16 protein-coding genes and 1 riboswitch are annotated in these 12906 nt (G+C 35.6%); of the genes, 12 read left to right on the top strand and 4 right to left on the bottom strand.

Annotated elements, in window-relative coordinates; genetic code table 11:
- From M3005_RS05255 to M3005_RS05265, 3 genes are all read left to right on the top strand, one after another.
- The coding region (locus tag M3005_RS05255) for a hypothetical protein (protein WP_293794345.1) at nucleotides 1-303 on the top strand (303 nt) is incomplete at its 5' end.
- 179 nt (nucleotides 304-482) lie between these two features.
- Entirely contained in the window at nucleotides 483-1025 is a 543-nt protein-coding gene (locus M3005_RS05260) for a GNAT family N-acetyltransferase (protein ID WP_293794347.1), read from the top strand.
- Nucleotides 1026-1095: 70 nt separating this feature from the next.
- Nucleotides 1096-2004: a cation diffusion facilitator family transporter gene (locus M3005_RS05265; RefSeq protein WP_293794349.1), complete on the top strand. Its 909-nt coding sequence runs from the start codon at nucleotides 1096-1098 to the stop codon at nucleotides 2002-2004.
- Between the two features lie 60 nt (nucleotides 2005-2064).
- Here M3005_RS05265 and M3005_RS05270 read toward each other — a convergent pair whose 3' ends face one another.
- Nucleotides 2065-2409, bottom strand: a complete 345-nt coding sequence (locus tag M3005_RS05270; protein WP_293794352.1) for a hypothetical protein — start codon at nucleotides 2407-2409, stop codon at nucleotides 2065-2067.
- A 156-nt stretch (nucleotides 2410-2565) separates the two neighbouring features.
- On the opposite strand from M3005_RS05270, the gene M3005_RS05275 reads away from it, so the two are divergent.
- The 4 genes from M3005_RS05275 (at nucleotide 2566) to M3005_RS05290 (ending at nucleotide 5000) form a co-directional block, all read left to right on the top strand.
- Nucleotides 2566-3225 carry a metal-dependent transcriptional regulator gene (locus tag M3005_RS05275; protein ID WP_053950351.1) on the top strand — a complete coding sequence of 220 codons (660 nt, stop codon included), beginning with the start codon at nucleotides 2566-2568 and terminating at the stop codon, nucleotides 3223-3225.
- A 102-nt stretch (nucleotides 3226-3327) separates the two neighbouring features.
- Entirely contained in the window at nucleotides 3328-3660 is a 333-nt protein-coding gene (locus M3005_RS05280; RefSeq protein WP_293794353.1) for a hypothetical protein, read from the top strand.
- Between the two features lie 108 nt (nucleotides 3661-3768).
- Nucleotides 3769-4533 (top strand): threonine/serine exporter family protein, encoded by a 765-nt coding sequence (locus M3005_RS05285; RefSeq protein ID WP_330376134.1) that lies wholly within the window; start codon nucleotides 3769-3771, stop codon nucleotides 4531-4533.
- The gene (locus M3005_RS05290) at nucleotides 4530-5000 is read left to right on the top strand and encodes a threonine/serine exporter family protein (RefSeq protein ID WP_263505217.1); all 471 of its coding nucleotides are present in this window, start codon (nucleotides 4530-4532) and stop codon (nucleotides 4998-5000) included. The genes M3005_RS05285 and M3005_RS05290 overlap by 4 nt, the downstream gene beginning before the upstream one ends.
- 25 nt (nucleotides 5001-5025) lie before the next feature.
- On the opposite strand, the gene M3005_RS05295 is transcribed toward M3005_RS05290, so the two are convergent.
- Both M3005_RS05295 and M3005_RS05300 read right to left on the bottom strand, forming a co-directional pair.
- The gene (locus M3005_RS05295) at nucleotides 5026-5394 is read right to left on the bottom strand and encodes a DUF1634 domain-containing protein (protein WP_053950348.1); all 369 of its coding nucleotides are present in this window, start codon (nucleotides 5392-5394) and stop codon (nucleotides 5026-5028) included.
- 10 nt (nucleotides 5395-5404) lie between these two features.
- A complete protein-coding gene (locus M3005_RS05300) occupies nucleotides 5405-6247 on the bottom strand; it encodes a sulfite exporter TauE/SafE family protein (protein WP_293794358.1) in 843 nt (280 codons plus the stop codon).
- 147 nt (nucleotides 6248-6394) lie between these two features.
- Between M3005_RS05300 and M3005_RS05305 the strand changes: the two genes are divergently transcribed.
- Nucleotides 6395-7063 (top strand): phosphatase PAP2 family protein, encoded by a 669-nt coding sequence (locus M3005_RS05305; protein WP_293794361.1) that lies wholly within the window; start codon nucleotides 6395-6397, stop codon nucleotides 7061-7063.
- A 21-nt stretch (nucleotides 7064-7084) separates the two neighbouring features.
- Here M3005_RS05305 and M3005_RS05310 read toward each other — a convergent pair whose 3' ends face one another.
- Nucleotides 7085-7903, bottom strand: a complete 819-nt coding sequence (locus M3005_RS05310) for a lp_1002 family arylesterase (RefSeq protein WP_293794363.1) — start codon at nucleotides 7901-7903, stop codon at nucleotides 7085-7087.
- 58 nt (nucleotides 7904-7961) lie between these two features.
- Between M3005_RS05310 and M3005_RS05315 the strand changes: the two genes are divergently transcribed.
- The 4 genes from M3005_RS05315 to serS all read left to right on the top strand — a co-directional run bounded on the left by M3005_RS05315 (nucleotide 7962) and on the right by serS (nucleotide 12555).
- Entirely contained in the window at nucleotides 7962-8450 is a 489-nt protein-coding gene (locus tag M3005_RS05315) for a GNAT family N-acetyltransferase (protein WP_293794364.1), read from the top strand.
- A 44-nt stretch (nucleotides 8451-8494) separates the two neighbouring features.
- A riboswitch (Lysine riboswitch) is annotated at nucleotides 8495-8673 on the top strand.
- A 110-nt stretch (nucleotides 8674-8783) separates the two neighbouring features.
- Entirely contained in the window at nucleotides 8784-10241 is a 1458-nt protein-coding gene (locus M3005_RS05320) for an amino acid permease (RefSeq protein ID WP_293794365.1), read from the top strand.
- A gap of 117 nt (nucleotides 10242-10358) precedes the next feature.
- On the top strand, nucleotides 10359-11000 hold the full coding sequence (locus tag M3005_RS05325; RefSeq protein WP_293794366.1) for a deoxynucleoside kinase: 642 nt from the start codon (nucleotides 10359-10361) through the stop codon (nucleotides 10998-11000).
- 271 nt (nucleotides 11001-11271) lie between these two features.
- Entirely contained in the window at nucleotides 11272-12555 is a 1284-nt protein-coding gene (gene serS, locus M3005_RS05330) for a serine--tRNA ligase (protein WP_293794368.1), read from the top strand.
- The last annotated feature ends 351 nt before the right edge of the window (nucleotides 12556-12906 follow it).

The raw sequence follows: 12906 nt of genomic DNA on the forward strand, positions 1-12906 counted from the left end.
TTTAATGATGAAGAAATGCAAGAAATTGCTGAAGATGTATGGGCAATGCCTGCATACATGAAAGAAGACGATGATTTTTCAATGTTCTTCATTCTAACTAAGATTGAAAGTGGTGAAACTGTTATCGCATTTTCACAAGGTGAAATGAGCGATGGTAATTTCTCATTAAGTGAACCAATGGTTTCTGGAAATGGTTTAAATGTTTTGAATTCACATGATGAAAAATCAGCTGCTTCTGTACTGCATTTTTTGAACCAAATTTCCAAAGCTAATGAGGGTGATTGGAGAATGATTGAAGACTAAAAATCATTGATTTTAAAGGGCTTCTCAACATGCGTCATGATGGGCTTTACAAGCGTTTTTGTAAAAGCCTATTTTTTTGTAAAAAAAGCTTTGCTTTTTTGAAAAATGGTGGTAATATTTTTAAGTCGCTAAAATGCTTTTAAATTTTTAAATCAAACACAAAAAGGGGGGCTTAGATCATGTTAATGAGAAGAGCACAAATCGAAGATTTTAACGCAATTGAACAAATTATTTTCGAAGGGAAGGAATTGCTCGCCAAACAGGGTGTTAACCAATGGCAAACAGGTTACCCAAACGCGGAATCATTAATGAACGATATCATCAATGGATGGACTGTCGTACTAGAAGAAGATGGCGAAATTCTAGGCACAGCAGCTGTTATTCCAGGACTAGACACTAGTTACGAAAACCTTGATGGTCAATGGTTATCTAACGGCCCTTACCTATCAATTCATCGTGTGGCCGTTTCAAACAGACACCACGGCAGAGGTCTAGCTCAACAACTATTTGAAGGAATCTTTGCTGCTGTTGAAAAGATGGATGATGTTCAAAGTGTACGCATCGACACAAATCCAATGAATTTAGGCATGCAACATGTCATCAAAAAAGCTGGATTTGTTGAAACTGGCAGAGTTGTTCCAATTTCTGCAGTTGATCCTACAAACGTAGTAATGAACTTCGCATACGAAAGAGTTATCAAACAACCAATGTTAATTGCTTAAGCTGATTTTTTTAAATCAGCTTTTTTTGTTGCGCTTATAAAGGTATAATTATTACCAGGAGGTGAAACAGATGCACGAACATAATCATAATGAAGCAATGTCACAACAACGATTCTTCACGGTTACAATTTTAAATACATTGATTACCTTAGTTGAATTCGTTGGTGGAATTTTATCAGGTAGTTTATCACTACTATCAGATGCATTTCACAACTTCGCCGACTCTGCTTCAGTAGTAGGTAGTTACTACGCTCATCGAATTAGTCAAAGACCACAAAATCAATTGAACACGTTTGGATATAAAAGAGCACAAATTATTTCAGCCTTTTTAAATTCACTATTTTTAGTGATTATCTCGGTTGTGTTGATTGTTGAAGGGGTGCAAAAACTATTTAAACCAGAACAGATTAACGGAAACTTGATGTTAATAGTTGCTGTGGTTTCGACGGTTGCTAATTTAATTTCTACTGTCATGTTGAGTCGTGGTTCCAAACATAATTTAAATATTCGCGCTACATATTTACACTTATTGAGTGATACATTGGCATCACTTGGTGTTATTTTCGGTGGGATTTTAATTAAATTATTTAACTGGGTTTTAGTCGATCCAATTGTAACCATTATTGTGGCGATTTATATTTCGGCAGAAGCATATCCAATCATTAAGAAGACCGTTAAGATTTTAATGCAAGGGTCACCAATGATTGATTGCTATGATATCCAAAATGACATGATGCAAATCGATGGGATTACCGGTGTCCACCATGTTCACATCTGGTCTGTAGATGAAAATAGTGTTATTTTCTCAGCGCACGTCAACATGGACGATATGCTAATTTCTGAAGCTGAAAAGATTTATGATCCAGTTTCGAAATTATTGCACGATAAATATGGTATCGAACACGTTACGCTGCAAGCAGAAGTAAAACGAGGAACTAAAGAAGATTTATATTTCGATACTAAAACTGATATAGAATAAAAAAAGACGCTTTTCCAATTCGGAAAAGCGTTTTTTGTAATTGGAAAAACGTCTTTTTAATTACACGCCGTGTGGTAAAGCGGCGTATTTTTGCTGGTACCACAATTCCCAAGGGAACTCTGTGCTACCGTTAGCAAGATATCGCATATCTATTTCATTTAGTAGTTTTTCATAACTATGACTACAATAGATGATCGTATCTTTAGCAGCATGTTCTACCGACTCATACTTGTTACGATATACCTCCTGATTGATTTGCCATAGCATGGATTGGTCAGGAACCTGACTCAATATCTCCATGTTTTCACTGCGATAGCAGATGACATAAAATTTACTAAATGCGTTGATACTAGTAACTTTGGCCTGTTCGCTAAGTTCACTAAAATGGTACAACTTCTCTCCCATAAAAATGCCTCACTTTCGTATCGTAGATATCAATATTCAATATCTCGACGTAATTATATAATTTTCTTCAAAAAAAAGAAATAAAAATGGTAAAATAGATATTAAAGTTGTAAGATACTCTTTAGTAGATTTTATTTAGGAGACATAGATATAGAGATGACCCCAAAAAAAGAGGACTATTTAAAAATTATTTTTGAACTAGGTGGAACCAAGGAAAAGGTATCCAACAAACGCATCGCGATTAGCTTAGATATCGCACCTGGATCTGTAACCGAAATGGTGAATAAGTTACTAGATGAAGGTTTAGTAGAACACGAACCATATGCTGGGGTATGTTTAACCGAAGACGGAATCAAATTAGCAGAAGTGTTAGTTAGGAAGCACCGTATTTGGGAAAGTTTCTTAGTAAACGAATTAGGTTATCCACTACCTGATGTGGATAAGGAAGCCGAAGTTCTAGAACATGTCACAAGTGGACATTTGCTAGAATCAATGTATGAAAAGTTAAATGAACCATCACATTGTCCGCATGGTGGAGTAATCCCTAACATGTCTGGTCATTACAAAGAAGATAGTCATCGACTATTAAATGATGCTGAAGATGGTGAAATGGTGGTTGTTGATCGTTTTATCGATAACCATGACCTATTAACTTATCTAGGTGATATCCAATTGGATATTGGTGATAAATTAAAGGTGATTAAGCATTCGCCATTTGAAGGACCGGTAACGGTGCAAAACCTAACTGATAATCAAGAAAGCGATATTAGTTACAAAGCATCACATTACGTGTTTATCCGCAAAGTTGCAGAATAAAGCAAAGGACTGAGTTGAAAAATTCAGTCCTTTTTTACATGCTTAACTACTAGTGCTAAACTAATAGTTAAATAATCCATACATAAAGAAGATGGTATCAAAATGAAGAAAATTATATCAGTGATTGTCGCAGTGGTAGTAGTAATGATTGCGGTGTTTGCCTTTTGGTTGTACCGCCAATCAAGTTTTTATGCTGCGCAACAATTTAACCAATTAACTAGAAATAAAACAGAATTAAGAAAAGTTGCGGAAAATGATGCCGTATATCAATATATTCGGGATAATCATGACCATCAATTAACCGGGATTACTGATGATCAAGGTTCAGGCAAACTATTTTACTTTGCGGGTAAATATAAAGATAAATATATTGGTTTCGAAGGCGATTTCTATAATTTTGGAATAAAAATTAAAAAGGTCTTCTTTAATCAATAAATTCAAAACTCGTTATTCAACGAGTTTTTTTGCTGGCTTCACGCCGAAATGGGCTGTTTTATTCTAATCGTTAAATGTTATAATAAAAAAAATTACGCTTAAAGAGAGGTGAGATGGTTGAACGAAAGACAAAAAAGTAAGTTATTAGTTGAGACCTGTTTACTAGCTGGAAAGATAATGATTGAAAATGGTTCTGAAATGGTCAGAGTGACTGACACAATTGACCGTATTTCAATTAATGCTGGCGCGAAAGAAGCGCGATCGTATGTTACGCTTACAGGGATTATCATGTCGGGGAGTCCAGATATGGGAGCGCAAGTAACCGCAATTGATAAGCGTACTTTTGACTTAGAAAAGGTGTCGACAGTTAATGACTATTCTCGCCAGTTCGCCAATAAGAAAATTTCATTGGGCGAATTTTACCGTCGCTTAAAAAGAATCGATAAAGATATCCTGCCGTTTCCTTTCTGGTTGCAATTAATTGGTGCCTTTATGGTTAGTTCGACGCTAGAAATTGTCTTTAGAAGTAACTATTACGATTTCTGGGCAGCTGGAATTGTGGGGATGTTAGGGTGGTTTGTTTACTCACTAACCGATAAGTACACTAATATTCGATTTTTAAATGAATTCATTGCCGCAATCTGTATTGGATTCGTATCAATCTTTTTAATTCGTGCAAAGATTGCGATATCTGCTGATGACTTAATCATCGGAGGACTAATGCCATTGGTACCAGGGGTACCAATTACAAATGCGGTCCGCGATGTCTTATCAGGAAACTTAGTGTCTGGACCATCTCGAGGAATCGAAGCCATTATGAGTGCCTGTGCATTAGGTTTCGGTGTGTCGATGGCGATTAAAATTTTGGGGTGATAATCATTTTTCCATTAATAATAAATATTTTATGCGTGTACTTTGCGACTATTGGTTTTGGAATCTTAATTAATCTACCTAGAAAAGCACTTAACGTTGCCGGAATCGTAAGTCTTTGTGGCTGGTTAGTTTATCATATTGTTGATGTGCACCTTAATAGTTATCTTTTTGCCGATATCTTAGGAACTTTTACAGTCGGTTTTTTGAGTATCTTCGCATCAAGATATAAAAAGATGCCGGTTATTATTTTCAATATTCCAGCGCTAGTGCCATTGGTGCCAGGAGGACAAGCATATCAAGTTATGAAGTGTTTGGCGATTGGAAACTACGCATTAGCCAAAGCAAATTTAATTCAGGTGATTTTTATTGCTGGAGGAATTGCTTCTGGTTTCCTATTTTCTGAATTCTTAAACCAATTATATAATCGTTTTAAAGCTTACATGAAAGAAAAAAGAGCAATGAGATAATTCTCATTGCTCTTTTTATTTTGTTTTATCCGAAGAAGAAACTAATGATTAAGACGATTAACACGAAAGTGGTAATCCAGACATATAGCATGTCTTTTTCTTTGTAGAAAGAATAGATAGATACGATTACTCGTAATACTGGAGTTAGAATCAAGCAAAAGATTCCAAGCATCATAATCGCATATGGTTTAACGTGGGCAATTCCAGTAAAAATATCATGGAACTTAGTAGGAAAGACATTGGTAGGATAACCGGACTTACCAGTAATTAAAAATAATAGTAAACCAAGAATCATGATGGTTGCGGAGATAATAACACCGACACGAAGAATCTTACCAATTACTAATTCGATACGACCCATTTCTTCTTTAGTTGCAGGTTGTTCTTTATTCATAATTTACCTCCTAGAATCCTTTAAAACCGTTGATTAGCATGTTGAAACCAATGTAGACAATGATTGGAACGAAAATCATTCTAATCCATTTTGCTGGTAACACTTGCATAATTCTGGAACCAACAGTAGCACCACCTAAAATTCCTAATGCTAGTGGAACTGCGACTTGAGGTAGGATTGATCCGTTGAAGAAGTAGACTGTTGCAGAAGCTGCAGCGGTAACTCCCATCATTAAGTTACTAGTAGCACTTGATGGTTTTAAAGGCATCTTCATGAAAGTATCCATGGCGATAACTTTAAATGCACCAGAACCAATTCCTAATAAACCAGAAGCTAGGCCGGCACCAAACATTACTGATAGTCCACCGGGGATGTTTTCTACTTTATAATCAATTTGTTTCTTTTCTGACTTATCATAGTATGAAGAGTTTAAACGAAGCTTTTCAGCTAGTTTATCATCTTTAGTACTTAGATTTGACTTACTTTTGTTTAATAGTTTTTTAACCATGTTGAAACCAGAGAATAATAGCAAAAGTCCAAATAATATGTAAAGGTATTTAGGCTCTAACACGCCAGTAAGTAAAGCACCAGATAAAGCACCAATGGTAGTAGCAATTTCTAAGAACATTGCGACACGCAAATTTAAAACTTCATCCTTTAAATAAGCAATGGTTGAACCAGAACTAGTAGCAATAACTACGATGATACTAGCACCAATTGCGTATTTAATGTCCATGTGGAAGAAGAGTGTTAGGACGGGGGTAACAATAATTCCACCACCCAGTCCTAAAATGGCACCACCGATACCGGCAATGATACCGATGATGATCATTAGTACGGCTGTTTCAATCAAAATATTTTCCTCCTAAAAAATTAAAATCATTTAATATTATAACAATTATTAGAATCATTGCACTTAATAAAGCAATTCTTAATTATTTTAGGCTCTGGAAATATGTTATAATAATTTTAAAAGTGATTAGGGAGGATCGATGCGATTATGATCATCGATAAAGATTATACCCGTGGTTTTAGAATCTTCGGTGGAGCTGTACTATCACTAATTGTGACTCTATCTGTAATGATTGATTCAGGGTATTTAAGATTTTTAGATTCAGTAATGATTGGAGCAATCCAAAAGTCTGATGGAGGAATTAAGGATGCTTTAATGCACTTAAGTACTACATTGGCCAGTCCTAAATTTGATATTATTTACGTATTAATCATGGCATTTTTTATGTGGGGCTTTAAGTTCAAGCTACAAGCGCTTTGGGCAATCTTTACTATTATTGGTGGGGATATAGTTGGTTTCGTCTTCAAAGAAATTGTGAGAAGAGCTAGACCAGCATTACACAGTGCTTCTGATACTGGTTTTAGTTTCCCATCAGGTCACGTATTAGGAATCTTTATTGTTATCAGTATCATTTGGATCATCATTATTCCGGTAATGAAGAGTGATAGATGGAGAATTGCAATTCAAATTCTATCTGTTATTTTCTTACTAATGGTAATGATGTCTAGAGTATACCTAAATGCGCATTACCCAACAGATACCATTGGAGCAGTATTAATTGCTTACACATGGGTTCAAATTTCAGAAATTTTCTATGTAAAATACGCACCAAGATTGAAGAAAAATTGGCGTCCCGTTTTACATTCATACTTATAAAATAAAAAAGAACTGATATTATCAGTTCTTTTTATTTTGCCAAATTTCAGCTAACCAAGTAATTGCTAGGTTAAACCAAGTTGCAACGCGTTCGTTATTTGAATCATCATTCCATGATGTTGTAGAGTTGGCTAATCCCATTCCGTGAGGACCGTGATGGAAAATATGTAATTCGTTATCCACACCGACTTCATTTAAACTAATTGAATATTTCAATGCGTTTTGCACTGGGACGAATGGATCGTCAGCGGTATGCCAGATGAAAGTAGGTGCGTTTTTCTTGCTAACGTATTTATTAGCTTCAATTTGTCGGTCATCATTGACCCAATTTAAGATGCTTTCAGAGTCTTTGGGAAAACCGTCGTGTAAGTTAATTACAGGGTAGCTGAGGATAACTGCATTGGGTTTTAAAATATCTGAATTATCCACATGTGCATAATCCATTAGCCATTGTTCATGGTAAAAGTTATTATAGAGACTGCAGATGTGGCCACCGATGGAGAAACCAGCGATAACAATGCGGCTGGTATCAACGTTATATTCATTAGCATGTTCTTTAATGAATTTAATGCTGTTGGCTAGTTCGACTAGCGGATTAGGCATTAATGGTAATGATTCATGTTCAAAGGTATATCTTAAATAGAAACTTTGATAACCTTGCGCGGAGAAATTAAGGGCAAAGTTTTCGGCTTGTTGTAGTGAGATATGGGTATAAGATCCACCAGGGACAATAATTACTGCTGGATATTTATATTGATTAGTTTGCACATCTGCAGATTTAAGATATCCTTGAAGAAATGCACTTGAGTTTTCGCGGATTGATTCTCGAATAATTTTCATGAATGGACCTCGTTTACTAAAAATAATTAACTATATTTTAACGCAAGGAGCAATAAGTGTGGATAAAAATGTGAATAAAGAAATAGAAGTAACAGAATTATATGATACTGACTTTCCTGCCTATTTTGAAATGATGAGTGATTCAGTGATGGCTCAAAAGACCGGGTTTGAACCGGTAGAAGATGAACAAAAAGCTAAAATGTTATTTGAATCCGAAAATGATACAAATAAAACGTACGCAATTAGGCTAAAAGATACCCACAGATTAGTGGGACTTATTAACATTTTCCCAGAAATTGGGGATAACTTTGAACCTGATTTTGAAAATGTCGAACTAGGATATTTTATCAACACAAGTTATCAACAACGTGGATATATGACCTATGCATTACAATGGGTGCTAGATCAGGAAATGGATGGGGTGTCAATAGTAGAAGCCACCGTTGATGTTAATAATATCGCATCACAACATTTACTATTAAAATTAGGTTTTACACAGGTGGATAAGTACGATGATAATTTAGTTTATTCACAAAAATTAAAATAATCATGTTGTAATTGGGGATATCTTAGGATATAATTATTTTCATAAATCTAAGAAGAGGCGCAGCTAACAAGAGTAGCTAATCTGAGCTGATAAAGCAGTGATGAAGATTAGTGAAAGGGAAAGACTGCCGAAACAAGCAATCACTTTATGGATTGTGCGTTGGGCTCTAGTTTAATAGACTAGGGACTGTCGTGATAATTTATCACGGAGTGCTTTTATGATCGATAATTAAAGTTACTGATTATGTGGTCTCTTCTTGCGTTTTGCAGGAAGGGACTTTTTTAGTTATTTATCATTAGTACCTCTTAGAAATAATAAAAGAGGGTGAAGTCAATGAGTCAAAATTCAGATAACACAGTGAAGAGAGGTTTAAAGACCCGCCATGTTTCAATGATTGCCTTAGGGGGTTCAATCGGAACTGGTCTTTTTGTTGCCTCAGGTTCAGTAATTAGTCAAGCTGGACCGGGTGGAGCATTAGTTGCATATTTATTAATGGGATTAATGGTTTACTTTTTAATGACTAGTTTAGGTGAAATGGCAACTAATACACCAATTTCAGGTTCATTTGCTGCCTATGCCGGAAAGTACGTTGATCCAGCACTTGGTTTTGCGATGGGTTGGAACTATTGGTTTAACTGGGCAATTACTGTTGCGGTTGATATTAGTACCGCAGCCCTAGTTGTAAAGTTCTGGTTACCACATTTCCCAAGTTGGATTTTTAGTGCCGCTACTTTGGTATTTATATTAGCTATCAATGCACTATCGGTTAAGTCATTCGGGGAAACAGAATTTTGGATGTCCATTATTAAAGTGGTAACTATCTTTATTTTTCTAGGTGTCGGTATTTTAACTATTTTCGGTATCATGGGTGGTCACTTCGTTGGTCTATCTAACTTTACATTTAAGAAGGCACCATTTGTTGGTGGTCTTCCAATGATCCTAGCAGTGTTCGTTGTGGCTGGTTTCTCATTCCAAGGAACTGAATTAGTTGGAATTACTGCTGGTGAATCAGATAATCCCAGAAAAGCTGTTCCACTAGCAATTCGTGATGTTTTCTGGAGAATCATTTTATTCTACATTCTTGCTATTTTTGTTATTGGAGCAATTATTCCTTACACTAGTCCTGATTTATTAGGTTCAAGTGCTACTGATGTTGCAATCAGTCCATTCACAATTGTCTTCAAGCGTGCTGGATTGGCTGCCGCTGCGTCTGTGATGAACGCTGTTATCTTAACTTCTGTTATTTCATCAGCTAACTCAGGTATGTATGCATCAACTAGAATGTTATACTCAATGGCTCACCAAGGTTTCGCGCCTAAGATTATGGGTAAAACTAACCGTCGCGGAATCCCGGTTGGGGCATTATTAGTTACTACTGTGATTGCATTATTCACATTTATCACTAGTATCGAAGGACCACAAATCTACCTATGGTTAGTGGCTGCTTCTGGTTTAACTGGATTCATTGCTTGGGTCGGAATTGCAATTTCACATTACCGTTTCAGACGAGCATTCATCAAGCAAGGTCATAGTCTAGATGAATTGAAGTACTCTGCAACATGGTTCCCAATTGGACCAATCATTACTTTGATTCTATGTATTCTAGTTATCTGTGGTCAAAACTTAACTTCATTTGCGAATTTAGATTGGGAACAAATTGGAATTACTTACATTTCAGTTCCACTTGTATTAATCCTATACATTGGTTACAAGATTAAGAACAAGACTCATCTAATTCCGTTAGACGAAGTTGATGTTGCGCCATCAGATTTAAGAGAACAAGAAAAATAAGATTAAAAGATGCTAAGAATTAGCATCTTTTTTATTTTCCCGCGAGATTGTCGTATTCAAAAATAGTCTGATGTATTAAAATAATATATAGATGAAACTCAACTTAAGGAGACTAATATGATTGTACTTGCTGGAACAATTGGAGCGGGAAAGACCTCTTTAACTAAATTATTGTCAGAACACTTAGGATCAACTGGTTACTATGAATCTGTTGATGACAACGAAATTCTACCTTTATTTTATAAAGACCCTAAGAAGTATGCATTTTTACTACAAATCTACTTTTTAAATACTCGTTTAAACAACATTGAAAAGGCACAACATGAAAAGTTAAGCGTTATGGATCGTTCAATCTATGAAGATTCATTATTATTTCGTCTGAATGCGGACATGCAACGTGCCACTTCCACTGAAGCCGATATCTACGACTCATTGTTAGATAATATGATGGAAGAAATTCCAGGTTCACCTAATCAAAAAAATCCGGATTTATTAATCCACATCAACATTTCTTTTGAAACAATGTTAAAACGTATTCAAAAACGTGGTCGTAGTTACGAACAAGTGGATAAGGATCCAGAACTTTATGATTACTACAAAGATTTAAACCAAAGATATGATGATTGGTATGCTAACTATGACTTATCACCAAAGATGGAAATCGACGGCGATAAGTTAGACTTCATTGAAAGCGAAGATGATTTAGCGAAAGTATTAAAACAAATTGATGAAAAAATTGCAGAATTACAATTAAAGTAGTTGCTAATTTAAAACTTTTGTAATACTATTAAGTCAACAAATAAACGCAATGTATGTTTTAAGTAGACACTTAAGAGATGTAATGGTTGGTGCGAATTACAAGTCGAAATTCCAGCATACGAAAAAGCGGGTAGGTAATGCTACACGGTTAGTGACCGTTATCACCATACGAGTGTTTAGCTTATGCTAAGAACTTGGGTGGTACCGCGAAAAGAAGACCTTCGTCCCAATGGATGGAGGTCTTCTTTTTTATTTTCAGGAGGTATGTATTATGTTAGATATGAAAATGATTCGTCAAAACGCAGATTGGGTAAAAGAAAAGTTAGCTACTAGAAATGTTAAAGCTGAAACTATCGATGAACTATTAGGTTACGATGAAAAGCGTCGTGAACTTATTGTGAAGAGTGAAAGCCTAAAAGCGAAGAAAAATGATGTTTCAAAGAAAATTGCCGAAGCAAAGCGTAACAAAGAAGATGCTACTTCAGCTATTGAAGAAATGCAACAAGTTGGTAAGGAAGTTAAAGATTTAGATGCTGAACTAGAAAAGGTTCAACAAGATCAACAAGATTTAGCTGCCCACTTACCAAATATTCCAGCAGATGAAGTCCCAATCAGTTTAACTGAAGAAGGTGCTGTGGAATTAAGAAAACATGGTGAACCACGTAAGTTTGACTTCCAACCTAAGAACCACTGGGAAATCGGTGAAGATTTGGGGATTCTAGATTTTGAAGCTAGTGCTAAAGTTGCTGGTAGCCGTTTTGTTTACTACATGGGAGCAGGGGCACAATTAGAACGTGCTATCTACAACTTCTACTTAGACCAAAACGCTAAAGCAGGTTACAAGGAAGTACTTCCTCCATACATGGTTAACTCAGACTCAATGTTTGGAACTGGACAATTTCCTAAGTTTAAAGAAACTAAGGCTGGTTTCGAAATCGCAGATAGTGATTTAACTATGATTCCAACAGCCGAAGTTCCATTAGTAAATTACTACAGAGATGAAGTAATGGATGCTGAGAAGTTACCTGTTAAGTTTACTGCACTTTCACCAGCATTTAGATCTGAAGCAGGAAGTGCTGGACGTGATACCAGAGGTTTAATTCGTTTGCATCAATTTAATAAGGTAGAAATGGTACAATTCACTAAACCAGAAGATTCATGGGATGCACTAGAAAGCATTACTGCTCATGCCGAAGAATTACTAGATATGCTAGAAATTCCATACCACGTAATTACTTTAACTACTAGTGATATGAGTTTCACTGCTGCTATGACACATGATATTGAAGTTTGGATGCCTGCTCAAGGTCGTTACCGTGAAATTTCAAGTTGTTCAAACACTACTGATTTCCAAGCTCGTCGTGCTCACATCCAATACAGAGATGAAAATGGTAAACTTCAATTCGTTCACACATTAAATGGTTCAGGATTAGCCGTTGGTAGAACTGTTGCTGCTATTTTGGAAAACTTCCAAAATGAAGACGGTTCAATCAGTATTCCAAAGGTACTACAACCATACATGGGTGGTCGTACTACTATTGCCAAAGAAGATTAATACTATTTAAAACAATAAAGAACCGCCTAAGATATTCTCTTAGGCGGTTCTTTATATATATAAATAAGCTGATATTATATGAGGAGATGCTAGTAAAAAAGATCAAAAATGAATTAATAGTCATTTTTTGCAAAAAAAGGTAGACGAGGAATGCATTTTTCGATATAATATTTTTTGTTGAGTTATTAAACGGCTTACCAATAGCAATGCAAAGTAAAATATTTAAAATTTTTCTTGACATGAATTGCTTTAAATGATAATATTTAATAGTTGTCTTCTTAAGAGATAACTTGATTGACCTCATGGAGGATTAGCTCAGTTGGGAGAGCATCTGCCTTACAAGCAGGAGGT

Source organism: Apilactobacillus sp. (assembly GCF_025290035.1).
Classification (GTDB): domain Bacteria; phylum Bacillota; class Bacilli; order Lactobacillales; family Lactobacillaceae; genus Apilactobacillus.